Here is a 21,645-nt window from a genome sequence, read left to right as displayed (position 1 = left end):
ATGCTCGATGTTCGCTTCGTTCATTGAGTTACCCTTTGCATGAGGCCGGGACATATCGTCCCGCCCGCAGTTTCGCAGGCCGCAGGCCGAGAATGTTTGAGGACGGGATGATATGTCCCGGCCTCCCGGGAGAGTTACCTATGAACTACGCGAACATTAAGTATTTCGACATTGCTGATGGGGAAGGTGTTCGTACTTCTCTGTTTGTGAGCGGGTGCCGTCGTGGGTGCAAGAACTGCTTTAACTCTGTCGCGTGGGACTTTGCTGCGGGCGAGCCGTTCGATCGCGCCGTCGAGGACAAGATTATCGAGAGTCTCGACCATCCCTTTATCGATGGTCTGACGATTCTGGGCGGGGAGCCCATGGAACCCGAGAACCAGGCAGGGCTCGTTGAGTTTGTCGAGCGTGTTCGTGCGACTTATCCCGTGGAGTCGGGGAAGACTATTTGGTGCTTTACCGGCGACGTGCTCGAGGAGCTTATGCCGGGCGGTCGTCACCATACCGAGGTGACGGACCGTATCCTTGCCTGCCTCGATATGTTGGTGGACGGCCCGTTCGTTCAAGACCTGTACGATATCTCCTTGCGTTTTAGGGGTTCGAGTAATCAGCGGGTGATCGACATGAACGCCACGCGCACTCGTGCCGCGCGCGAGGGCGTTTCGCTTTGCGACGCTGTGGAACTTTGGCGGGACGATCCGGTCTATTCGACCCATACTATGTAGCTTGTGGCCGATGCCGGAGGGCGTGGTACCATAGCGCGAACGCAAAATCGGAAAAGTGAGGCCCAGATGGTCGATCAGGAAAAAGTTGAGGCCGCCATAAGGCTGTTGCTTGAGGGCATAGGCGAGGACCCAACTCGTGAGGGCCTGCTGGAAACGCCGGCGCGCGTCGCCCGTATGTATGGCGAGATTGCCGGCGGCATGGATCAGAGCGCCGAGGAGCACCTGTCCAAAACCTTTGCCGTCGCTTCGAACGATTTGGTTATCGAGCGCGACATTACGTTTTACTCGCTGTGCGAGCACCATCTGCTGCCGTTTTATGGCAAGGCTGCGATCGGCTATATCCCTAACGGTCGTGTGGCGGGTTTGTCTAAGCTTGCCCGCACGGTTGAGGTCTATGCCCGTCGACTGCAGCTGCAGGAGCAGCTGTGTGCACAGGTTGCCGATGCCCTCATGGATTATCTTGCTCCCCAAGGAGCGATCGTACTGATGGAAGCCGAGCATATGTGCATGACCATGCGCGGCGTGCAAAAGCCCGGTACCAAGACCGTAACGCTTGCTCGTCGCGGTGTCTTTGAGACCGATCCATCGCTCGAGGAGCGATTCTTTAGGATGCTGGGCCGCTAACCATGAGAGTCGTCAACGACTTTGCATCGAAGACCGATGAGGGGACGCCGCGTCGCGGCTTTATGGCTTCGGGCCTGACTCCCTTTGGTGCCATGCCTCGCATTGATTACATCTGTGCCAACGGGTTGTTCCGGCGGCACCTGGGCAACATTGCACAGCTGGAATCGGGGCGCATCTTTTGCCGCCACGGTATTGACCATCTGCTGGATGTCGCGCGCATTATGTGGATTAAGAATCTTGAGGAGCAGCTCGGATTTGACCGCGAGGTCATCTACGCCACGGCACTTCTTCACGATATCGGCAAAGATGAACAGTATGAATCGGGTATATCCCATGATGTTGCAAGCGAACGCGTCGCTGATGCGATTCTCGGCGGCATGCCCGATGACGTGGCGTTTGAGCCGGCAGATGCCGCAGCCATTAAGACGGCCATCCTGGGCCATCGAAAGCTGCGCGTGAACAGTCAACCGCTCGAGCGTCTGCTCTATGCGGCCGACAAGGCCTCGCGAGCCTGCTTTGCATGCCCCGCGCGCAATGCTTGCAACTGGAGCGATGATAAAAAGAACCTGTCGATTCGCGTGTAGTTAGTTTGCGCGGTCGGGGTTCTAAACGAAGGAGACGATCGCGATGAGCAACAAGAAACTGCCCGAGAATGCAACCAAGACTGAAGGCGCCGAGCTCGCCCGCCGTGGAAGGGGCGAAATATCCACCGCAACGGCGGTGCCCCACGTGAGCTATGACGATCTGCGCCATGCCGACCGCATTACTATCGACGGTCTCGAGGTCTTTGCCAATCACGGCGTGTATCCCGAAGAGAACGCGCTGGGCCAGAAGTTCATCGTGTCCTTGGTGCTCTATGCCGACCTGCGCGCAGCGGGGGAGCACGATAACCTGGACGCCTCGATTGACTACGGCTCGGTGTGCCACGATGTCGATGGCTATCTGCGCGAGCATACGTTTAAACTCATCGAGGCCGCAGCCGAGGGTGTGGCCCAGATGCTGTTGCGTCGTTATCCCTTGCTGCTTGGTGTGCGCATAAAGCTCGATAAGCCGTGGGCGCCCGTCGGTCTTCCCTTGACAAGCTGCGGTGTCGAGATCGAGCGCGTGCGCTAACCGGTTCTAATACGTCTCTATGGGTGGCCGCTTGAGCCGCTGCGACAGAGCCCTATTGTTGGGGCAGTACGTGTCGAGCAGGGCGTGAAACCGCTGATTGTGGCTTGGCTCGAGCAAGTGGACGAGCTCGTGGGCGACAACCATGTCGAGGCATTCGACAGGGTAGGCGGCGAGCTCGCGCGCGATGCGAATGGCGCCGGTTTTGGGTGTGCATGAGCCCCAGCGCGTCTTCATACTGCGTACGGAAACGCGGGAAACGGCGATACCCATTGCGATTTCGTATGCATGCACCATATCGCGCAGCGCTGTGGTGACCTCGGATGCATAGAGCTGGTCGATGCGGGTCTGGAGCTCATCGGGCGTCAGGCCGTCGAGGATTGCGCGCCGCTCGGCCTGTGGGCGTTCGTTCGATTTGTCGGCGCCCATAAAACTTGCGAAGGTGGCCTGCTTGGGCCGCGGTGCGGGCGATGCAAAGTTGTGATCGAGCGCATCTTGTACCGTGATGGGCTTGCCCCAAAGCGCAATGATGGACGAGGGACTGAGCGGCTCTCGCGCCGTCGCCTGATGTTGCTCACGCTGGTCAAGTCGGCTGATAATCCAGGCGCTGTTGCGCTTCACAAACGCTTCGATACGCTCGCGGCTGGCGCCGAGCGGTGCGCTGGCGTGGGCCTCACCGCTCGATGTGACGCGTAGGTTGAAGTTCTTGACGCGCTTTTTGGTAACGACGACGGGGATGGATGTGCCATCCGGTCGGGATACGGAAATCGTAAACTGCTGCGTCAAAAGCGGTCCTTTGGATTGGGGACGGGCCGGCATGTCGACCGTTCGGCATGCCGGCCCGCTCAAGGGATGTGAAATTAATAACGCTCAAAGAAGGCAAGCGCGTTGTCGCTGCAGAGCTTCTGCATCACGGTCTTGCCAAAGTGCTTGGAAAGCATGTTCTGGAACTCGGGCATCTTGCTGGTATCGGAGAGGAAAGCGGGCACCGTGGCTCCGTCCCAGTCGCCGCCGAGTGCGATGACGTCCTCGCCGCCCAGGTCGAGCCAGTGTTCGATATGTGCCGCCAGCTGGTCGAAGGTGACGTCTGCGGCGGTCTTGTCGGTTGCGTCGTTGGAAAGGAACTCGCTGCAGTAGTTGAGGCCGACGATACCGCCCATGTCGCGAATGGTGCGGAACTGGTCGTCGGTAAGGTTGCGTTTGACGCCGCAAACCGCACGGGAGTTGGAGTGGCTGGCGACGAAGGGGCGCGTGGCGTGGGCGACGACCTCGTCAAAGCACTCATCGTTGAGGTGGGAGACGTCGAGTACCATGCCGGCGTGCTCCATCTGCGTAAGTGCCTCGATGCCGGCGGCGGTGAGGCCGGCGTGGGTATCGTGTCCGCTCGCGAGCGGTCCCTGCGCGTTCCAGCTGAGTGACGACATAAGCACGCCCAAGCTCTTGAGCACCTCGATCAGCGCGGGGTCCTCGGCAAAGAACGTGGCGTTTTCGATGGTGTGGATGCAAGCGACCTTGCCGTCCTTGAGCGCGGGGCGAATGTCTGCGGCGCTGCGTACGTTGACCATGCGGTCGTGGTTGAGCATGGCCTGGCCGCTCATATGCGCCATGATTTGCGCCTGGAAGCGCGCGGCGTGGGCGGTGGGAATCTCGTCGGGGACAAACGTGGCGAAGCACTGTGCCCACGGCGTGTTGCCGATCTTTGCGAGCGAGATGGCGCAGGCGTTGCCCTCGATGAGGTCGAAATCTTGCGGATGCGTTTCGTCGCCGGGGAAATAACCGTCGGTGCCGGCAGTAAAGCGCAGGTCGAGATCGAGCGTGGCCCAGCCGATGCGGTCGGCGGTGTCGCAGTGTAGGTCAAATACGGGATATGCCATGGTTCCTCCGGTTGCAGCGTTTCTTTGCAAACTGTCTTTGAATTGTATGACTAGGGTATAGTTAGCGCCATATGTTCATGGCGGCCCGCGTTGCGCGCCGCCCTTATCACGGAGGTTACCATGTCCAACCAGGGCAAGAAGGTTAAGACCCATTATCGCGGCACGCTCGACGACGGCACGCAGTTCGATAGCTCCTACGATCGCGGCGAGCCGCTGGAGTTCACCTGCGGCGCCGGCCAGATGATCAAGGGCTTCGACGCCGCTGTTGTCGACATGCAGGTGGGCGAGAAGAAGACTGTGCACATTCCTGCTGCCGATGCCTACGGCGAGCACAATCCCGAGATGGTTCTGACCTTCCCGGCCGAGCAGGTTCCCAATATCGAGCAGATCGAGAAGGGCATGAAGCTTTTCCTGTCCACGCCGAGCGGCATGCCCGTCCCCGCCGTGGTCATCGACGTGACGCCCGAGGCCGTGACGCTCGACGCCAACCACGAGTTGGCCGGCAAGGACCTCAACTTTGATATCGAGCTCGTCGAGGTCGAGGGCTAGAGCATGCCTGAACGCTTGGTTTCGACGACATGTTTGGGAAATCTCAACGACCCGTCCTATGAGCTTTTGCTTCGCCGGGAGCTGGGCGGTGTCTTTGAGGTCGATGAGCTACTGCTCGATTGGGACCAGGCTGATGTATGCGCGTTTGCGGGCGTGACGGAGCTGGGGTGCACGATCGATGTTCGGCTGGATGCTACCGACGGTGGTCGTCTTGCCGACGGCGACGTGCTCGCCATTGACCGTTCGGGCGTGGTGCCCGTGGCGGTTGTCGTGCGCCTGCGCAGCGCCGAGGTTTATTTGGTCGAAGTCGACCGCATGGATCCGATTGCGCTCGCGCATGCGTGCTGGGAGATCGGCAACATGCATGCGCCGCTCTTCCGGGGCGACTCGGACGAGCATACCGTGCGCATGTATACGCCGGTGCAGCCTGTTTTGGGCCGCATGCTCCGGGGTGTCGAGGGTGTTCGGCTCACGGTGGTTACCCGTGAACTCGATGCGGACCGGCGCTTTGCGTCGAGTGCGGCGGATGTCGTCGTGAGTATGGCTCCAGACTTTACGATCGTAAAGAAGGCGCGCGGTTAACGCGCGTATGAGTAAGACGGACTTTGAGAGGCAACTATTCAAAGTCCGTCTTACTGTTGATGAGGTGCTTTGGGGGAAAGCATATGGGTCTTGAGGGAATCAAGCTGATTGCATGCGATTTGGACGGCACGTTGCTGCATCCGGGGGAGCGCGAGCCGCGTTCCGAGGCCTTTGAGCTCATCGATGAGCTGCATCGTCGCGGTATCGTGTTTATGCCGGCGAGTGGCCGTCAATATGCGAGCTTGCGCTACCTGTTTGCCCCGGTGGCCGATGAGCTTGCCTATGTATGCGAAAACGGAGCCCTGGTGATGAGCGAGGGGCGTGCCGTTGTCAAGCGTTCCATGGAGCGTAGCCTTGCTATGGATATCGCGAATGCCGTGGTTGCGTATCCCCATGCCGACGTGACACTTTCGTGCGAGGGGCACCTCTACACCATGAGCGGCAACGACACGTTTGTTGACCACCTGCGCTATGAGGTCCACTGCGATGTGGCGGTGGTCGACCGTCCCGAGGATATCGACGAGGACGTCATTAAGATTGCTTTCCAGACACCCGAGATGGAGCAGCCGGCGGCCCTGGAGTATTTCGAGCGCCTCTTTGGCGACCGAGTCGATGTCATGACATCGGGAACCGAATGGACGGACTTTATCGGTTTCGGTTCGGGCAAGGGCTCTGCGCTTGCCGATTACGGTCGTGCCCTGGGGATTTCACCCGATGAGATGATGGCGTTTGGTGACAATGAGAACGATCGTGACATGCTCAACGTCGTGGGCCATCCCTATTTGATGGAGAGCTGCAATCCCAGCATGCGCGGTATCAATGACCGTGTCCGCTACGTGCGCACGGTCGAAGAGGAACTGCGCCGTCTGCTCGCCGAGTAGGTTTTCGGGACATACCTAGAAATCTACTTTTTGCTGTAGCGGATGGGCAAGTAGATTTGCGGGCATGCCACTAAGGGCTACCGGCAGTCGGGGCAGAGACCCTCGAAGATGGTGTAGTGCGACGTGACGTGCCAGCCGATTTGCTCGGACGCCTTGGCGTCGAGCTGGGCATCGAAGGGGAGCGGTACGTCGATGACGCGGCTGCACGAGGTGCAGATGATATGCGCATGCGGCTCGATCGTGCGATCGAAGCGGCTGCCGCCCGGCGTCTTGATGGAGAGGATCTCGCCGGCGTCGGCTAAGAGATTGAGATTGCGGTAGACCGTACCGCGGCTGATTTTGTCATCCTGCGCGCGCACGGCGTTGTAGATCTCATCGGCGGTGGGGTGGTTATAGCTTTGGCGCACGGCGTCAAGAACCAGCTTCCGCTGCTTGGTGTTTCTTCTTTGCACCGCCATGCGCCTCGCCTCTTTTCTGTCAACGGTCGTAGGTAAATGATACCGTATTTAGCACACAATACTAATAACGAGGACTGAAACCGTCTTCATTGGTAAGTGGGGCTCGGGCCTGGGCGTCTGCGAGGCGAAAACGCGTTCCCATGCGCTCGTAGGAGGCATGAAGCGCCTCGAGATGAGATAGGATGTTTGCCGGAGCCCCCTGTATCTCCATCTCGACGGAGCCGTCTTCCATGTTACGCACCCAGCCGGTGAGTGCGCGTGCCTGCGCGAGGTTGGTGTTGGTAAAGCGAAAACCAACGCCTTGGACTTGCCCCGTCCAGTGCAGGAAGTAGCGCAGGGGAGTGTCTTGAGTGGCTTCGTCGCTTGCGAGCACAGTAAGCCTGCGGCGCAGCTCGAGCTCGATGTTTGATGGTTTTTGAGGCTCTCGACTGCTGCCGGTGACGCTGGAGAAGAACGTATCGAAGAGGCCCATCGCTAGGCCTGCTTGACTGAATCGGCGGGGAAGGTAATGCCGGCCTGCTGACGCACGGCATCCATGATGCGGAGCGAGACGAGCGTGACATCGCGGTAGTGGCCGAGCTCGTGGCGTCCCGCCGGGGTCTCCCAGATCTCTTCCTTAACGTTATCGATATTACCGATGGCGGTGATAAAGTCTATGAGTTCGTATTCCATAGTGTTGCTCGATTTGGGCAGATCGAGCGCGCGGCCGTTGTCGTCCTGTTCGCGCGGTGCCTCGGTCGCCGAGCCGCGTACGACGTCGCCGCGATAGTCGATGCGGACGTTGCGGGGCGTGGACAGATGGTCGATCTGGATAGTGCCACGCTCGCCTTCGATCTGCGAGGGCAGCAGGTCATTCGTAATTTTGGAGTGCGCGAGCTCGACGGAGATACGGCCACCGCCATAGCTGGCGAGAATGGAACCGCAACCGTCGATGGGGCCATGGGTGAGCTCTTGCGTTGAGGGGTCGAGCAGCGTGGTCATGCTGGTGAGACCAGAGGGCATGCCGAAAATCTCGACCATGGGCTCGACGGCGTAGACGCCAATGTCCATGAGGGAACCCGATGCCATATTGCAGTCGAAGATATTGGTGGCGCGTCCAGCGAGGATTTCGTTGTAGCGTGAGGAATACTTGCCAAAGCGCAGTGAGGCGCGGCGAATGGGCGCAATCTCGCCCAGAGCGTCCTCAATGGCGTGGAAGGCGGGGTCGTGAAGCGGGCGCATGGCCTCGAGGGCCACGACGCCTGCTGCCTCGGCAGCACGGAAGACTTCCAGTGCCTGCGCTTCGGTGGCGCAGAAGGGCTTCTCGACGATGACGTGCTTGCCACCGGCGATGCAGGCGAGCGCCTGCTCGTGATGGAGCGCGTTGGGGCTGCCGATGTAGACGGCGTCGACGTCGTCGGCGGACGCAAGCTCGTCAAGTGCGGTGAAGTTGCGTTCGCCGCCGTGTTCGGCGGTAAAGGCGGCGCCACGATCTGCGTCGCGCGAGAGCGTGCCTACGAATGTAGCCTGGTCGTTGGCATTGACGACTTGGATAAAGTCGTCGGTGATCATGGATGTGCCGATGGTTGCGATGCGCAGCATGTGTCCCCCTTGCGTTGTTTGGCCTACAGGACGAGTGTAGCGCGGGAGGACATAAAAGCGTGCGAAAACGCCGTTACAGGTCGCTCTCGCTAAAGCCGGTGTCGATATCGAGGTTGGCTCCGTCGGCCGCGGTGGTGGCGAGCTCGTCGCAGCGCTCATTGAGCTCGTGGCCGGCATGCCCCTTAACCCAGATGAACTCCACCTTATGCTTGCTCTTTGCGGCAAGCAGGCGCTCCCACAGGTCGCGGTTCTTGACGGGCTGCTTGTTGGCAGTTTTCCACCCGCGCTTTTTCCAGCCGTCGATCCAGTGTTTGTTGAAGGCGTTGACGACGTATTGCGAATCGGAATGGACCTCGACCTCGCAGGGGCGGTTAAGTGCCTCGAGCGCCACGATAACGGCCATGAGCTCCATGCGGTTGTTGGTGGTCTTGGCGTAGCCGCGCGAAAGCTCAGAGGTGAAGGTCTTGCCGGCGGGGTTGGTGTATTTGAGCACGGCGCCGTAGCCGCCGCGTCCCGGATTTGATCGGGCCGAGCCGTCGGTATAGATGATGACCTTCACATGGTTCCTTTCGTTGGGTACGTTTCGTGTGAGTGACCATTGTAGCGCCATGCCCGCCGGGGGCTAGCAATCTACGATTTCTACCCCGTCTTCCGACAGTTGGTTGGCATGGATGATGCGGTTGAGTTCGTCGAGGTATTGCTGCAAGAGGGGAGAGGGCTTGCGATCGTCGTGCATGATGTAGCCCACATGCATCGTCGGGGCGTCTGCTAACGGGATCGATGCCATACCCCATTGCATTTCATTGGAGAGGACACCGGTCGACAGGGTGTAACCGTTCGACGTGATAAGTAAGTTAGTAAGTGTTCCGCGGTCCGAGATTCGTATGTTGCGGTCGCAAGGGATATAGCTAAAAGGTTCCTCGGCGTAATAGAAGGAGTTTGAGGTTCCCTGCTCAAAGCTGTAGCGCGTATAGGGTGTGAGGTCGGCAAGGGACAGCTGCGGGCGGCGGGCAAGCGGGTGGCGCTCGCTAACGAAGACGTGGACCGTCGCGTCGAAGAGGGGATGGAAGCTTGCGCGGGCATCGGCGAAGGCCTTCTGCAGAACGCGGGCGTTAAAGTCGTCCAGATACAGGATGCCGATGTCGCTGCGAAACGCGCGGACGTCATCGATGATCTGCGATGTGGTGGTCTCGCGCATGATGAACTCGAACTTGCTGTCGCGGCAGCGCTCGACCACGTTGACAAAGGCCTCGACCGAAAAGGCGTAGTGCTGGGCGGAAATGGCGAGGCGGGCTTGCGGGGTGCCGCCGTCCTCGTAGCGCGCCTCGAGCATGTCGGCCTGCTCTACGACCTGGCGTGCATAACCCAAAAGCTCGGTGCCGTCGTTGGTGAGCGTGACGCCGCGGCTGGAGCGCGTAAAGATCTCCAGATGGAGCTCCTGTTCCAGGCTTTTGACGGCGTTTGAGATGTTGGACTGAGCGGTATAGAGGCGCTGAGCTGCGGCATTGATTGAGCCGGACTCTGCTACGGCGATCAGGAAACGAAGCTGCTGGAGGGTCATCGGCGCCATCCTTTCGAGTGTTATCTATAAAACCGATAACAGGTTAGCGCTTTTAAGTGATTGACCGAGGGAAACAATGCTCGTACTATTCAAAACACACAAAGGCGGTAGGTAATTAAGCCAACCACGGAACCGGGATGCGAAAGGAGGCCCGCATATGAATTGCTTACCAAGACGAATGCCGGGCTCCTGCTTGCGCCCGTCGGCGTGATCAGGAGACAGCGACTTACTTCTCTTACGCTTATTACTTTTGTTCGATCAAGGAGATCATCATGAGCCAGTTCATCAACAACCCCGAGCACACTTTTGGTTTCGATACCCTGCAGCTGCACGTTGGCCAGGAGAGCGCCGATCCTGCATCCGACTCCCGTGCCGTGCCTATCTACCAGACCACGAGCTATGTGTTCCGCAACTCCCAGCACGCCGCCGACCGCTTTGGTCTTGCCGATGCTGGTAACATCTACGGCCGTCTGACCAACTCCACCCAGGGCGTCTTCGAGGACCGTATCGCCGCACTCGAGGGTGGCGTGGCAGGTCTCGCCGTCGCCTCCGGTGCTGCTGCCATCACCTATACCCTGCAGGCTCTTGCTCAGGCCGGTGACCACGTGGTGGCTCAGAAGACCATCTACGGCGGCTCCTACAACCTGCTGGAGCATACGCTCTCCCAGTTTGGCGTCGAGACCACCTTCGTCGATGCCCACAACCTGGACGAGGTCGAGGGAGCCATCAAGGACAACACCACGGTCATCTATCTTGAGACGCTCGGCAACCCCAACTCCGACATCCCCAACATCGACGCCATCTCCGAGATCGCCAAGAAGCACGGTTTACCGGTTGTCGTCGACAACACCTTCGGCACCCCGTATCTGTTCCGTCCGCTGGAGCATGGTGCCAACATCGTCGTCCACTCCGCAACCAAGTTTATCGGCGGCCACGGCACCTCGCTGGGCGGTGTGATCGTCGACGGCGGTAACTTCGATTGGAAGGCGAGCGGCAAGTATGAGCAGATTGCCGAGCCCAACCCCTCCTACCATGGCGTCTCGTTTGCCGAGGCTGCCGGTCCCGCCGCCTTCGCAACCTATGTCCGCGCCATCCTGCTGCGTGACGAGGGCGCCTGCATCAGCCCGTTCAACGCTTGGATCCTGCTCCAGGGCACCGAGACTCTGTCGCTGCGCGTTGACCGTCATGTCGAGAACACCAAGAAGGTCGTTGAGTTCCTGGCTGGTGATAGCCATGTCGCCAAGGTGAACCACCCGAGCCTGTCTGAGCACCCCGATCACGAGCTCTATCAGAAGTACTTCCCCAACGGCGGTGCCTCGATCTTTACCTTTGAGATTAAGGGTGGCCAGGAGGCAGCTTGGAAGTTCATCGATCATCTGCAGGTCTTCTCGCTGCTCGCCAACGTGGCCGACGTCAAGTCGCTCGTCGTGCACCCGGCTACCACCACGCACTCCCAGCTCTCTGCCGAGGAGCTCGCCGAGCAGAACATCACGCCCTCCACGATCCGTCTTTCCATCGGTACCGAGAACGCCGAGGATATCATTTGGGATCTGAAGCAGGCCTTCGCCGCGCTGGACGAGTAAGGCGACTTGTGCAAGGACCCCTTGCGACTCGATAGGTATAACTGCATAAAATGCCTGCTCAAGGCGCCTGTGCGAACAATGGTTGCACAGGCGCCTTTTTTGCATAGAGCGGGTGCAAAAACAGGGTTTTTGGCATGCTTTATGCAATCGAGATGTGGAAAACTCCTGTTAAGAGGATGTGAGTTTTACGCAATTGACGTGCGCCTTTTGAGTAAAAACGCAGGTCGCGATTTGCTCGGGGTACTATGCAGCGCAATCGAATCACACGCAGCTCAAACGCAGCAAAAACGCACTACGGAGGTTTCCAGCTACATGAGGATCGATTCACGAAAACCGAAAGCCGCCGCCCTTTCCGCCGCTCTGACCGTGGCACTTTTGGCGGGCGCCGGTGCAACTGATGCCCACGCGGCAACACTATCCGATACGGTTGGATCTACGCCGTCCGAGACGACGCTGGTACAGCCCGTTGACTATCGCGGCGATGGTTATGGTTCCATGCAGGAGTGGAACGCCTCGATGGAGGCCAAGCGCGATTCCCTGGAGATGCGCGCTCAGATCATCATGAATATGTATGGCGACTATGCCACCGATGACGAGCGCGCTGTGCTGCAGGGTTGCATCGACGGTGCGGGTAGCCTGTTGACGATGGGGAAGGTCGACGCCAAGTCGACCGAGCTCGATGAGCTGCGCACTGCGCTTGAGGATGCCAAGCGCGAAGCGCTCGAGGCTGCCGCCGAGGCGGAGGCTGCCGAGGTCGCCCAGGCTTCGTACTACAACGCCGGTTACACTCCGTCCTACGCGTCTGCCGCGTCCTACGCGAACGGATCGGGCCTGACGCGCTCTGCGGGTGTCAATAACTACAACGGGCGCCGCGAGACCTATTACAGCAGCAATGTGCTTTATCACTATCGCACGGGCGAATGGACTCAGGATTCTGAGGGCTTTTGGCGCGATTCCGACGGCTATTACGTTGTTGCCGCGGGCGATATGGCCCAGGGCTCGACCTTTACGGGCTCCAAGGGTGATTGCAAGGTCTATGACTCCGGCTGCGCTGCCGGAACCACCGACTACTACACTGGCTGGTAATTTTTCTGCATCACGGATATTTGGCGGACGGGCGTCTTTACCGAGCTTTAGGGCAACGTAAGGACGCCCGTTCTATGTATGCGTTTGAGTTAACAGAGCCCTTACCGTGGCGGTACGCTGGGCGTATGGATGCGGGGCACACTGGTTCTTGAGAAATAAGGTCTTTCTCTTGGAGGAAGTGGTCTTGTGAATGCTCGAGATATTGCCGTTGCCGCCATTGCATTGACGCTTGGTTGCCTTGGTCCTACGGCCGCGCTCGTCGCAGGTGTGCAGGGGTCTTGTGGGGCTGCCTCTATTGTGGTCGGCGCGTTGATCGCGGCCGCGCTGCTGGGAAGTGCGGGTGTAGTCCTTTGTCGCGACGATGAGGGGCAGGCGTCGGAGTCGCAGCTCTAACCGTTGTGAAGCTGATTTTTGGCCAAAGATGAAAAAGGAAGCCGCTGCGAGGGGAGTGCCCCTTGCGGCGGCTTTGCCATTGGATCTGTTGGCTGCAGTATGCCGAGCACTACCAGCTGCTTTCTATTTCGCGAATCCTCTGGTAGAGCCAATCGTTTTGCGGCACTTGGATATCGTGTTTGGCGGCCAGGCGGCAAATGGTGCCCGCGAACTCCTCGACTTCGGTTTTTCGTTGTGCGATGCGGTCCTGCGCCATCGAGGGCATACCGGCGGGGTCGATTCCCTCGATGAGGTGCACCATTTGCGTCAGATCTGCCTCGGTCAGCTCAACGCCCTCGGCGTTGGCGACCGCAAGCGTCTCGCGCATGGCGGAGACAAAACAGCGGCGCTGCTCGGAGCCCGGCTCCGTGGCGCTTCCGTAGGTCCCGCCGTAGGCCATGCAGGTCTGGTTGATGCCGTCGTTGAGCATGAGTTTGGCCCACATGCGGTGCGCAATGTCGCTCTCGACGGTATGGGCGATGCCGCAGCGCGTATAGAGCTCGTCGATAGCGGCGACGGTCGCGGGGTCCGTGCCGGCCGCCGCGCCAAAGCGGATCTCGCCCGCATTGGTAAAGGTGAGCGCGCCGTTGAGGAACACGGCGTCCATGCCCTGGCAGATACCAAGAACGGTATGCTCCCAGCCAAAGCGTTCGGCAATCTTTTGCTCGCTCGTAATGCCGTTGCACAGCGAGGCGATGAGCGTGTTGGGTCCCACGACACGCTCCATAGTCTTGAGTGCTTGGTCGAGACCGGTGGTCTTGACTGTCAGGATGACCAGATCGGCGGGCGTCGCCTCGCTGGCGCGGACGGACGTGAGATCGCAGGGCTTGCCGTTGACAGTGAGCGCATCGCCCGCGTGACGCTCAAAACGGGTGTCATCCATAACGTATTCGACGGCGTCATTGCCGAGGGCCTTGGCAATCATGCTGCCGTAGAGCAGGCCGACGCCGCCCTTGCCGATAAAAGCGACCTTGTTGATCTGCATGTGAATCATCTCCCCATATAAAAGGCGCCCGCGTAAGGGACGCCTGATGGATTGTATGCTGCCAGGGTGATTGGTGGGTGCGCGGGGCGGCTGTTATAAAAAAGAAACTATTGCGCTGTGCGCTTATGCAGCGGGGCAGACCGCAAAAACGCGTGCGGGATATCCAACACCATCACGGACCTTAGGGAAGGTGCAGAAGATGACGGCGCCTGTGGCGGGAAGCTCGTCCAGATGGTCCATGGCCTCGATCTGATAGCGGTCGACCGAGAGGATGTACTGCTCGCCGGGGTAGGGGTAGGCATCCTCGCGCGTGGTCACGCTCGCCTCCTTTCATCGGGCTTTTTGCTGATGTTAAAGCGGTGCCGTGACGGCTCGATTTCTGCTGCGTTACGATACGTTCTCGATTGCGATTCCACGATGTTTCGGCTGCGTGACCATTGTGTTTCGCCTTGCCGGGGCGCTGATGGCGAAGGGAGGGGCCGTGCAATACCGTGTTGACCCCAAAAGTGGTAACCGAATATCCGCTCTGGGTCTGGGCTGCATGAGGTTTCCCGGTGCGCCGGGACACCCCGATGCGAAGACGGCCGATGCCATCATCTCCCGCGCGGTGGAGCAGGGGATTAACTACCTGGACACGGCCTATCTCTATCCCGGCAACGAGGCGTGCGTGGGTGCGTCGCTTGAGCGCCTGGGCTTGCGCGACCAGGTTTTGCTCGCAACCAAGCTGCCGCATGCTTCGTGCAAATGCGCGGAGGATTTCGACCGGTTCTTCGACGAGCAACTGCGCCGCCTACGGACCGACCATATCGACTATTACCTCATGCATAACATTACCTCGCCCGCCCAGTGGGAACGTGTGGTGGCGTTGGGCATTGAGGACTGGATCGCGTGTCAAAAGGCGGCGGGGCGCATTCGCCAGATTGGTTTTTCGTACCACGGCAGCGCGGTGGATTTCCTGACGATGCTTGACGCATATGACTGGGATTTTTGCCAGATCCAGTACAATTACGCTGGAGAGCGATATCAGGCGGGAACAGCGGGGCTCATGGCCGCCGCCGAGCGAGGCCTCGCGGTGTTTGTGATGGAGCCGCTGCTGGGCGGGCGTTTAGCGGGCAAGCTGCCGCCACGGGCCCGCGCTGTGCTCGATAGTGCCCGTGACCCGCATTTGCTCACTCCTGCCGCCTGGGGTCTTTCGTGGGTGTGGAATCATCCTCAGGTGACGATGCTGCTTTCGGGTATGACCGATACCGCGCAGGTGGATGAGAATTCGTCACTGGCAGACCTCGCGTTGCCGAATTCGATGACTGCCAACCAGCTCGACACGATCGCGCACGTGCTGGATGAGTTTGAAAAATCGAATCGCGTGCCCTGCACGGGATGCGGCTATTGCATGCCGTGCCCTAAAGGCATCAATATCCCTGGATGTTTTGCCGCCTACAACGCAAGCTATGCGCACAGCTGGTTTACGGGGCTGTCTCAATACTTTACGGCGAGCGCGGTGCGCACAAGCGAGCCCAAGTTGGTGAGCAATTGCGTCAAATGCGGCAAATGCGCGCGGCACTGCCCACAGCACATCGATATTCCCGAGTGTCTCGACGATGTGCGCCGACGTTTCCAGCCTGGTCCCGTGACGGCGGTGCTTAAGGCCTTCGGCAAAACACGCTCCTCATGACCCTTTTATATCTTGTGATGGAATAGTTCCTGTTTGCGGCAGAATAAGGCATCAACAGGAACTATTTCACCGCAACTGATGGGAGGCTATCGTGGGTGACCGAGGTTTACGAAATGATTCGCGTGAGGTTCGTTGGGGCATTTTGGGCGCTGGGCACATTTCTCATCGATTTGCATCGTCGCTCAAGAAGGCCGACGGGGCACGGCTGGTGGCTGCGGCCGGCCGCACTCCTGCACATGTCGAGGAATTTTGCCGAGCGTTTTCGATCGATGCTGCGCATGGCCATGCCTCGGTCGACGATAACGGCAATGCGGCTTATGACGCGCTGATTGCCGACCCCGATGTCGACGCAATCTACTTGGCTCTTCCGCATGGCATGCATACGCGTTGGGCCTGTCGCGCGCTGCGCGCCGGAAAGGCCGTGCTGTGCGAAAAGCCGGCCGTTTTGAGTGAGGAAGAGGCTCTCTCGATTGCCTCCACCTCTCGCGAGCGCGGCGTGCTGTTTATGGAGGCGATGAAGAATCGGTTTTGCCCGATGCGCACTCGCGTGAAGGACTTGCTTGCGTCGGGTGAGCTTGGCCGTATTGTCTCGATTGAAAGCGTGCAAAAGCTCGATTACGGCGAGCCTCCTTCGGGCTATCTGCTTGATCCGTTGCAGGGCGGCTGTCTATATGACATGGGCTGCTATGCGGTCGGTTGGTTTGAGGATTTGCTCGCGGGCGCGTGCGAGGTTTCGTCCCGTGAAGTTCGCTGGCGTGACGTGTCAGGCGGCCGCGTCGATTGGGCCGATGAGATCCATATGAGCGTCGGCGGTATACCCATTCATATGGTGTGCGATGGCAAGGCAGCATATGAAAGCCGCTTAACGATTGCCTGTGAGCGGGGCTCGTTGGAAATCGAGCGTCTCCATCGCCCCGAGCTCGCCCATGTGAAGTATTCCGACGGTCGAGTACTCGAAATCGATGCACCATTTGAAGTCGATGATTTTTACGGTGAGGCGTCGCATGCGACGCAGCTCATTCAGGCGGGGAAACTCGAAAGCCCCATCATGTCCCTAGCCGCCACACAGCGCTGTGCGCACATCATCGATGCGATTCGCTTGAAACTTTAGGGCGTGGGGGCATGGCGCCAGCGCTTGGAATGCCTGGAGGCCTTTGCTCCTGATGCCCCTTTTATAACTTGCGGTGGAATACGGTCTGTTTGCGCCAAAATAAGGCACCAATAGACCGTATTTTTCCGCAACTGATGAGGAGGGAGCTGGAGATGCTGACGATCGGGTGTCATCTTTCGACGACGAAGGGCTATCGGGCAATGGGGGAGACGGCGTTGTCCATTGGCGCCAATACCTTTGCGTTCTTTACGCGCAACCCGCGCGGTGGCAAGGCAAAAGAACTTGACATGGATGACGTGGCGGCTCTGCGCGAGCTTATGTCGCAAAACGACTTTGGACCGCTGGTGGCGCATGCCCCGTATACCTACAACCCCTGTTCTGCCAAAGAGCGGGCGCGCGAGTTCGCCTTGGAGGCTATGGCAGAGGACCTGCGGCGCATGGAGGCGCTGCCCGGCAACTACTACAACTTCCATCCCGGTGCGCATGTGGGGCAGGGCTCCGACGCCGGCATTCAGATGATTGTCGACACCCTGTGCCAGGTGATGTTTGAGGGCCAGCAGACGACAGTGCTGCTCGAGACCATGGCCGGCAAGGGTACCGAGGTGGGCCGCAGCTTTGAGGAACTGGCGCTCATCATTGAGGGTGTTGCCGGCAAACGCCCCGAGCTGTCGTCCAAGCTGGGCGTTTGCCTAGACACTTGTCATGTGAGCGATGCCGGCTACGACATCATCCATGATCTGGACGGCGTACTCGACGAGTTCGACCGCGTGGTGGGTATCGATCGCTTGCATGCCGTACACATCAACGATTCGAAGAACCCTTGTGGCGCCCATAAAGATCGTCACGAGTGCATCGGCAAGGGATACCTTGGCAGCGAGGAATTTGGTGGCGGTATGCAGGTTATGCAGAATATTGTATCGAATGGCCACTTGCGTTCGCTGCCGTTTATTTTGGAGACTCCGAACGAACTTGCAGGTTATGCAACTGAAATTAGACTATTAAGGTCATTGCAGCAGTAATGACTGTCACAAAGTAGAGTATTCCATTCACGTTATGGGTTTGTTTCAATCAGTTTTCTCATTGCAGATTCGTAATTCCGGGTGCATAATAGCCAACAGTTTTTGCAGACCTCTGAATCAAACGAGGTCACCGGAAGGAGACTGATTATGAAGCTGAAGAAGCTTGGCGCATTTGCCGCCACGGGCGCTATGGCGCTCGCCCTCGCTCTGACGGGCTGCGGCTCGTCTAACGCCACCTCTGGTTCTGATGCCGGTTCCAGCAGCTCTGACGACGCTAAGGTCGAGAAGGTCGACGGCTCCAAGGAGTACGCGCTCGTCAAGGACGGTACGCTGACCGTCGGCACCTCTGCCGAGTACGCTCCGTTTGAGTACAAGGATGACAACGGCGATTATCAGGGCTTTGACCTTGAGCTCATCAAGGCTATCGGCGACAAGCTGGGCCTGGATGTCGAGTATGTCAACAATGACTTTGACACGCTGGTTCCGGGTGTCGCTTCGGGCGCCAAGTATGACGTCTCCATCGCGGCTATCACCGACACGCCCGAGCGTGAGAAGGAAGTCACTTTCTCTGATTCCTACTACATGGACGATCAGGCTATCGTGACCAAGGTCGATAACACCGACATCACGGCCGACAACTACAGCGAGAAGCTCAACAACGCCGACGCTACCATCATCGTCCAGTCTGGCTCGACCGCCGAGTCCTTTGCCCAGGAGAACTTCCCCAAGGCCAAGATCGTCCCCTACAAGGACGCCACCGAGTGCTTCAGCGCCCTGCAGTCCGATAAGGGCGACGCCGTAGTCACCAACCGCTCCGTTGCCAGCCAGCTGACCGCCGAGCAGTTCAGCACCTGCCAGACCATTAAGCAGATCAGCACCGGCGAGGAGTACGCCATCGCCATCAACCAGGGCAACACCAAGCTCAAGGACGACATCAACCAGGCCATCAAGGACCTGACCGACGACGGTACCGTTGACGCCCTCATGGCTAAGTACAACATCAAGTAAAATAACTACTTGATTGCGCGCGGGCCCTTTCCGTTTTGGCGGAGAGGGCCTTTGCGCTTCTCTTGACGGAGAGCATTTCCGTCTCGTTTTGCCGGCAACTTCTACGATAGGAGCCACCTTGTCTCGATTGAACGAAGGGGCCATGGGTCGGCGCTTCCCGCTGCCCTCGATGCTCCAAAAACTAGCCTGCGCCCTGACTGTGGCGCTCGCTTTGCTGTGCGCGGGGACAGCCGCGCCTTCGACCGCTCAGGCGCTCGAGACCGCAAAGATCACCGCGCGTCCCAATACCGGTTCGGGCAGCGACGTGGTCGGTGGCACCGAGACGCGCATTACCTGGGAGGTCCAGGCCGATGCCGATGAGGAGCTGAGCGGTCTTTCGCTGACGTTTGTCGACGGCACGACGTTTGGTACCGATGACACGCGATTGACGATGCTCTCGGGCGAGGACCTCATGGATCGTACGCCCATGAAGCCCACGTGCAAGGCTGACGGCCAGACGCTCAAGATTGACTTTGGCGAGACGGCGCCTGCCGGCGGCTTTTTCCGTGTCGAGGTTTACGGCGTGACGTTTCCCGTCGAGGGCGGCGAAGAGGCCTTTAGCGGCACCTATACGCTCGCCGACGGTTCGACCAAGAAGATTTCCAAGATTCCGTCGGTGGAGATCAAGGGCGTGACGGCATTCGATAACTTCCTGGCCGATCTTAAGGAGCAGCCGTGGGTCGAGGCCTGGAACTCCAATATGTTCCTGCGCCTGTTCTTAAACCCAGTCATTTTGGTCCAAAGCCTGCCGATCGTCTTTAAGGGCTTCCTTATGTCGCTCTCGATCGTGCTTGTGGCGTTTCCGCTGGCAATTCCCTTTGGCTTTGCCTTGTCGCTCATGCGCATCTCCAAGTCGCGCATCCTGCGCTGCCTCGCCGGCATCTATGTGAATATCATCCGCGGTACGCCGGCGTTCCTGCAGATCTATATCGCGTTCTTCGGTCTGCCGTTGGCCGGCGTCAAGGTTGATGACTACGTGCTTGGCGTTATCGTCATGGCCATGAACTCGTCTGCGTACCTATGCGAGATCTTCCGTGCCGGTATTCAATCGATCCCCAAGGGCCAAAACGAGGCTGCGCGTTCGCTGGGCATGAACGCGTTCCAGACGCTGCTCTATGTCATGATTCCGCAGACGTTCCGTAATGTTTTGCCTACGCTGACCAGCGAGTTTATCTTGCTTTACAAGGATACGTCGCTGCTTGCCGCCGTGGGTGTGGTCGAGATCGTCATGAACGCCCGTACCATCGTGGCCACGACGGGCTCCATTACACCGTACGTGGTTGCCGCCCTGTTCTATCTGGTCATCACCCTGCCGCTCGCTCGCTTGGTGAGCGGTCTTGAGGCGAGGCTTTTGGGCACGGCCGAGACCAAGAAGAAGCGTCCCGCCAAGAGCGCCGGACAGGTTGTCGCGACGCCCGCCGATCACATCGCCGGTCTGTAAGGAGGTCCTATCATGAGCGAAACCAATAACTCGAACGAGGTCGTCGTCAGCATCAAGAACCTCCAGAAGGCCTTTGGGGACAACGTGGTCCTGCGCGATATCGATCTGGATGTGCACAAGGGTGAGGTCGTTGTGGTCTTGGGCCCCTCAGGCTCGGGCAAGTCGACGATGCTTCGCTGCATCAATCGCCTGGAGCATCCCACGAGCGGCTCGATTGTCGTCGAGGGCGTGGATGTGTGTGCCAAGGGCGTCGACCTCAACAAAGTGCGCACGCACCTGGGCATGGTGTTTCAGCAGTTCAACCTGTTCCCGCACCTGTCGGTCAAAAAGAACGTCATGCTTGCGCAGCAAAAGGTGCTCAAGCGCAGCAAGGAAGAGGCCGAGAAGATCGCCGTCGAGGAGCTGACCAAGGTCGGCCTGGCCGGGCGCATCGACTTTATGCCGAGCCAGCTCTCGGGCGGCCAGCAGCAGCGCGTGGCCATCGCCCGCGCCCTGTCGATGAACCCGCACGTGATGCTCTTTGACGAGGCCACGTCGGCGCTCGACCCTGAGCTCGTGCGCGACGTTCTGGGCGTCATGCGCGACCTGGCGCACGACGGTATGACCATGATCGTCGTGACGCACGAGATGGGCTTTGCCCGCGATGTCGCCGACCGCGTCGTCTTTATGGACGGCGGCGTCATTGTGGAAGAGGGTACGCCGAGCGAGGTCTTCGACCACCCCAAGAGCGAGCGCACCAAGGCGTTCTTGGGCAATATCTCGTAGCCGCTTTATATGACTGACATAGCAGAAAACGGGAGCCGGATGTGATCCGGCTCCCGTTTTTGTTGGGACGCGAATGTGTTTTGTTGCAATGCGCGTTGCGGGCGGAGCTCATTGCCGCTAGGCGAGCTCGGCTCCAAGGGCGCGGCAGGCCGCTTCGCTCTCATCATCGGGGGCGTCGTAGCAGATGACGGAATCGACGACGTTGACGCCCTCCTCGTCGGCGTCCGCCTTCCAGTTGTCCATCCATTCGCCCTCGGCCCACGAATAAGAGCCAAAGAGGACGACCTTCTTGTCGCCGAGGGTCTCCTTGACCTCATCCCACATGGGCTGGAACTCATCATATTCAAGCTCCTCGGAACCCATGGCGGGGCAGCCGAAGGCGATAGCGTCATAGCCAGCGGCCTTGTCTGCGGAGAAGTCGGCGCAGGAGATGACCTCTGCCTCGGCGCCGGCATCGGTTGCACCTTCGGCAACGAGGTTTGCCATGGCCTCGGTGTTGCCCGTGCCGCTCCAGTAGACGACGGCGATCTTGCTCATGTTGAGTCCTTTCAGTTGTGCGGCA

Annotated in this window: 26 protein-coding genes; 16 read left to right on the top strand and 10 right to left on the bottom strand. The window is 59.2% G+C overall.

What is annotated here, in order from left to right; translation table 11 throughout:
• Nucleotides 1-140: 140 nt before the first annotated feature.
• The 4 genes from nrdG to folB all read left to right on the top strand — a co-directional run bounded on the left by nrdG (nt 141) and on the right by folB (nt 2,459).
• Nucleotides 141-722 carry an anaerobic ribonucleoside-triphosphate reductase activating protein gene (gene nrdG / locus I2F59_RS04155; RefSeq protein WP_040358414.1) on the top strand — a complete coding sequence of 194 codons (582 nt, stop codon included), beginning with the start codon at nt 141-143 and terminating at the stop codon, nt 720-722.
• Between the two features lie 66 nt (nt 723-788).
• Entirely contained in the window at nt 789-1,346 is a 558-nt protein-coding gene (gene folE / locus I2F59_RS04150; protein WP_195503345.1) for a GTP cyclohydrolase I FolE, read from the top strand.
• Nucleotides 1,347-1,348: 2 nt separating this feature from the next.
• Nucleotides 1,349-1,930: an HD domain-containing protein gene (locus I2F59_RS04145; RefSeq protein ID WP_195503344.1), complete on the top strand. Its 582-nt coding sequence runs from the start codon at nt 1,349-1,351 to the stop codon at nt 1,928-1,930.
• 43 nt (nt 1,931-1,973) lie between these two features.
• Nucleotides 1,974-2,459 (top strand): dihydroneopterin aldolase, encoded by a 486-nt coding sequence (folB, locus tag I2F59_RS04140; protein ID WP_195503343.1) that lies wholly within the window; start codon nt 1,974-1,976, stop codon nt 2,457-2,459.
• A 6-nt stretch (nt 2,460-2,465) separates the two neighbouring features.
• Here folB and I2F59_RS04135 read toward each other — a convergent pair whose 3' ends face one another.
• Both I2F59_RS04135 and I2F59_RS04130 read right to left on the bottom strand, forming a co-directional pair.
• Nucleotides 2,466-3,242: a M48 family metallopeptidase gene (locus tag I2F59_RS04135; RefSeq protein WP_195503342.1), complete on the bottom strand. Its 777-nt coding sequence runs from the start codon at nt 3,240-3,242 to the stop codon at nt 2,466-2,468.
• Between the two features lie 74 nt (nt 3,243-3,316).
• Nucleotides 3,317-4,330, bottom strand: a complete 1,014-nt coding sequence (locus I2F59_RS04130) for a dipeptidase (RefSeq protein ID WP_195503341.1) — start codon at nt 4,328-4,330, stop codon at nt 3,317-3,319.
• 120 nt (nt 4,331-4,450) lie between these two features.
• Here I2F59_RS04130 and I2F59_RS04125 point away from each other — a divergent pair, with 120 nt between their 5' ends.
• The 3 genes from I2F59_RS04125 to I2F59_RS04115 all read left to right on the top strand — a co-directional run bounded on the left by I2F59_RS04125 (nt 4,451) and on the right by I2F59_RS04115 (nt 6,342).
• Nucleotides 4,451-4,879, top strand: a complete 429-nt coding sequence (locus I2F59_RS04125; RefSeq protein WP_035138874.1) for an FKBP-type peptidyl-prolyl cis-trans isomerase — start codon at nt 4,451-4,453, stop codon at nt 4,877-4,879.
• A 3-nt stretch (nt 4,880-4,882) separates the two neighbouring features.
• Nucleotides 4,883-5,461 (top strand): urease accessory protein UreE, encoded by a 579-nt coding sequence (locus tag I2F59_RS04120; protein WP_195503340.1) that lies wholly within the window; start codon nt 4,883-4,885, stop codon nt 5,459-5,461.
• 83 nt (nt 5,462-5,544) lie between these two features.
• Complete coding sequence (locus I2F59_RS04115; protein ID WP_195503339.1) at nt 5,545-6,342, top strand: HAD-IIB family hydrolase; 798 nt, start codon at nt 5,545-5,547, stop codon at nt 6,340-6,342.
• A gap of 77 nt (nt 6,343-6,419) precedes the next feature.
• Here I2F59_RS04115 and I2F59_RS04110 read toward each other — a convergent pair whose 3' ends face one another.
• The 5 genes from I2F59_RS04110 to I2F59_RS04090 all read right to left on the bottom strand — a co-directional run bounded on the left by I2F59_RS04110 (nt 6,420) and on the right by I2F59_RS04090 (nt 9,942).
• Nucleotides 6,420-6,800: a Fur family transcriptional regulator gene (locus tag I2F59_RS04110; protein WP_195503338.1), complete on the bottom strand. Its 381-nt coding sequence runs from the start codon at nt 6,798-6,800 to the stop codon at nt 6,420-6,422.
• A gap of 61 nt (nt 6,801-6,861) precedes the next feature.
• Entirely contained in the window at nt 6,862-7,272 is a 411-nt protein-coding gene (locus tag I2F59_RS04105) for an acylphosphatase (RefSeq protein ID WP_195503337.1), read from the bottom strand.
• A 2-nt stretch (nt 7,273-7,274) separates the two neighbouring features.
• Nucleotides 7,275-8,381, bottom strand: a complete 1,107-nt coding sequence (locus tag I2F59_RS04100; protein WP_195503336.1) for a Gfo/Idh/MocA family protein — start codon at nt 8,379-8,381, stop codon at nt 7,275-7,277.
• Between the two features lie 73 nt (nt 8,382-8,454).
• Nucleotides 8,455-8,991 carry a ribonuclease HI gene (gene rnhA / locus I2F59_RS04095; RefSeq protein WP_195503335.1) on the bottom strand — a complete coding sequence of 179 codons (537 nt, stop codon included), beginning with the start codon at nt 8,989-8,991 and terminating at the stop codon, nt 8,455-8,457.
• Nucleotides 8,992-9,003: 12 nt separating this feature from the next.
• Entirely contained in the window at nt 9,004-9,942 is a 939-nt protein-coding gene (locus tag I2F59_RS04090; RefSeq protein WP_195503334.1) for a LysR family transcriptional regulator, read from the bottom strand.
• Between the two features lie 272 nt (nt 9,943-10,214).
• On the opposite strand from I2F59_RS04090, the gene I2F59_RS04085 reads away from it, so the two are divergent.
• From I2F59_RS04085 to I2F59_RS04075, 3 genes are all read left to right on the top strand, one after another.
• On the top strand, nt 10,215-11,525 hold the full coding sequence (locus I2F59_RS04085; protein WP_117848770.1) for an O-acetylhomoserine aminocarboxypropyltransferase/cysteine synthase family protein: 1,311 nt from the start codon (nt 10,215-10,217) through the stop codon (nt 11,523-11,525).
• Between the two features lie 312 nt (nt 11,526-11,837).
• Nucleotides 11,838-12,611: a hypothetical protein gene (locus tag I2F59_RS04080; protein ID WP_195503333.1), complete on the top strand. Its 774-nt coding sequence runs from the start codon at nt 11,838-11,840 to the stop codon at nt 12,609-12,611.
• Between the two features lie 186 nt (nt 12,612-12,797).
• Nucleotides 12,798-13,004 carry a hypothetical protein gene (locus tag I2F59_RS04075; RefSeq protein WP_195503332.1) on the top strand — a complete coding sequence of 69 codons (207 nt, stop codon included), beginning with the start codon at nt 12,798-12,800 and terminating at the stop codon, nt 13,002-13,004.
• A gap of 109 nt (nt 13,005-13,113) precedes the next feature.
• On the opposite strand, the gene I2F59_RS04070 is transcribed toward I2F59_RS04075, so the two are convergent.
• Both I2F59_RS04070 and I2F59_RS04065 read right to left on the bottom strand, forming a co-directional pair.
• A complete protein-coding gene (locus tag I2F59_RS04070) occupies nt 13,114-14,028 on the bottom strand; it encodes a ketopantoate reductase family protein (protein WP_229065330.1) in 915 nt (304 codons plus the stop codon).
• Between the two features lie 123 nt (nt 14,029-14,151).
• The gene (locus I2F59_RS04065) at nt 14,152-14,346 is read right to left on the bottom strand and encodes a cyclase family protein (protein ID WP_195503330.1); all 195 of its coding nucleotides are present in this window, start codon (nt 14,344-14,346) and stop codon (nt 14,152-14,154) included.
• A 163-nt stretch (nt 14,347-14,509) separates the two neighbouring features.
• On the opposite strand from I2F59_RS04065, the gene I2F59_RS04060 reads away from it, so the two are divergent.
• From I2F59_RS04060 to I2F59_RS04035, 6 genes are all read left to right on the top strand, one after another.
• Complete coding sequence (locus I2F59_RS04060) at nt 14,510-15,700, top strand: aldo/keto reductase (protein WP_195503329.1); 1,191 nt, start codon at nt 14,510-14,512, stop codon at nt 15,698-15,700.
• 91 nt (nt 15,701-15,791) lie between these two features.
• A complete protein-coding gene (locus I2F59_RS04055) occupies nt 15,792-16,811 on the top strand; it encodes a Gfo/Idh/MocA family protein (protein WP_195503328.1) in 1,020 nt (339 codons plus the stop codon).
• A 152-nt stretch (nt 16,812-16,963) separates the two neighbouring features.
• Nucleotides 16,964-17,830: a deoxyribonuclease IV gene (locus tag I2F59_RS04050; RefSeq protein ID WP_195503327.1), complete on the top strand. Its 867-nt coding sequence runs from the start codon at nt 16,964-16,966 to the stop codon at nt 17,828-17,830.
• A 147-nt stretch (nt 17,831-17,977) separates the two neighbouring features.
• Nucleotides 17,978-18,838, top strand: coding sequence for an ABC transporter substrate-binding protein (locus I2F59_RS04045; RefSeq protein WP_195503326.1), 861 nt, complete (start codon nt 17,978-17,980; stop codon nt 18,836-18,838).
• Nucleotides 18,839-18,956: 118 nt separating this feature from the next.
• Entirely contained in the window at nt 18,957-20,318 is a 1,362-nt protein-coding gene (locus I2F59_RS04040) for an ABC transporter permease subunit (RefSeq protein ID WP_229065329.1), read from the top strand.
• Nucleotides 20,319-20,330: 12 nt separating this feature from the next.
• Nucleotides 20,331-21,083, top strand: coding sequence for an amino acid ABC transporter ATP-binding protein (locus tag I2F59_RS04035; protein ID WP_195503325.1), 753 nt, complete (start codon nt 20,331-20,333; stop codon nt 21,081-21,083).
• Nucleotides 21,084-21,200: 117 nt separating this feature from the next.
• On the opposite strand, the gene I2F59_RS04030 is transcribed toward I2F59_RS04035, so the two are convergent.
• Entirely contained in the window at nt 21,201-21,620 is a 420-nt protein-coding gene (locus I2F59_RS04030; protein ID WP_006234379.1) for a flavodoxin, read from the bottom strand.
• Between the last annotated feature and the right edge of the window lie 25 nt (nt 21,621-21,645).

The sequence above is a fragment of the Collinsella aerofaciens genome (assembly GCF_015556945.1).
Taxonomy (GTDB): Bacteria; Actinomycetota; Coriobacteriia; order Coriobacteriales; family Coriobacteriaceae; genus Collinsella; species Collinsella aerofaciens_AO.
The sequence above is the reverse complement of the archived record's forward strand: the minus strand, read 5'-3'. Positions and strand labels throughout refer to the sequence as shown.

Excerpts from the sequence above, each read along its gene's own strand:
- I2F59_RS04115 (WP_195503339.1), top strand. The coding sequence starts at position 5,545 with ATGGGTCTTGAGGGAATCAAGCTGATTGCATGCGATTTGGACGGCACG.
- I2F59_RS04125 (WP_035138874.1), top strand. The coding sequence starts at position 4,451 with ATGTCCAACCAGGGCAAGAAGGTTAAGACCCATTATCGCGGCACGCTC.
- I2F59_RS04145 (WP_195503344.1), top strand. The coding sequence starts at position 1,349 with ATGAGAGTCGTCAACGACTTTGCATCGAAGACCGATGAGGGGACGCCG.
- I2F59_RS04110 (WP_195503338.1), bottom strand. The coding sequence starts at position 6,800 with ATGGCGGTGCAAAGAAGAAACACCAAGCAGCGGAAGCTGGTTCTTGAC.
- I2F59_RS04120 (WP_195503340.1), top strand. The coding sequence starts at position 4,883 with ATGCCTGAACGCTTGGTTTCGACGACATGTTTGGGAAATCTCAACGAC.
- I2F59_RS04090 (WP_195503334.1), bottom strand. The coding sequence starts at position 9,942 with ATGACCCTCCAGCAGCTTCGTTTCCTGATCGCCGTAGCAGAGTCCGGC.
- I2F59_RS04070 (WP_229065330.1), bottom strand. The coding sequence starts at position 14,028 with ATGCAGATCAACAAGGTCGCTTTTATCGGCAAGGGCGGCGTCGGCCTG.
- folE (WP_195503345.1), top strand. The coding sequence starts at position 789 with ATGGTCGATCAGGAAAAAGTTGAGGCCGCCATAAGGCTGTTGCTTGAG.
- I2F59_RS04080 (WP_195503333.1), top strand. The coding sequence starts at position 11,838 with ATGAGGATCGATTCACGAAAACCGAAAGCCGCCGCCCTTTCCGCCGCT.
- I2F59_RS04030 (WP_006234379.1), bottom strand. The coding sequence starts at position 21,620 with ATGAGCAAGATCGCCGTCGTCTACTGGAGCGGCACGGGCAACACCGAG.
- I2F59_RS04085 (WP_117848770.1), top strand. The coding sequence starts at position 10,215 with ATGAGCCAGTTCATCAACAACCCCGAGCACACTTTTGGTTTCGATACC.
- folB (WP_195503343.1), top strand. The coding sequence starts at position 1,974 with ATGAGCAACAAGAAACTGCCCGAGAATGCAACCAAGACTGAAGGCGCC.
- I2F59_RS04045 (WP_195503326.1), top strand. The coding sequence starts at position 17,978 with ATGAAGCTGAAGAAGCTTGGCGCATTTGCCGCCACGGGCGCTATGGCG.
- I2F59_RS04035 (WP_195503325.1), top strand. The coding sequence starts at position 20,331 with ATGAGCGAAACCAATAACTCGAACGAGGTCGTCGTCAGCATCAAGAAC.
- I2F59_RS04105 (WP_195503337.1), bottom strand. The coding sequence starts at position 7,272 with ATGGGCCTCTTCGATACGTTCTTCTCCAGCGTCACCGGCAGCAGTCGA.
- I2F59_RS04100 (WP_195503336.1), bottom strand. The coding sequence starts at position 8,381 with ATGCTGCGCATCGCAACCATCGGCACATCCATGATCACCGACGACTTT.
- I2F59_RS04130 (WP_195503341.1), bottom strand. The coding sequence starts at position 4,330 with ATGGCATATCCCGTATTTGACCTACACTGCGACACCGCCGACCGCATC.
- rnhA (WP_195503335.1), bottom strand. The coding sequence starts at position 8,991 with ATGGCGCTACAATGGTCACTCACACGAAACGTACCCAACGAAAGGAAC.
- nrdG (WP_040358414.1), top strand. The coding sequence starts at position 141 with ATGAACTACGCGAACATTAAGTATTTCGACATTGCTGATGGGGAAGGT.
- I2F59_RS04050 (WP_195503327.1), top strand. The coding sequence starts at position 16,964 with ATGCTGACGATCGGGTGTCATCTTTCGACGACGAAGGGCTATCGGGCA.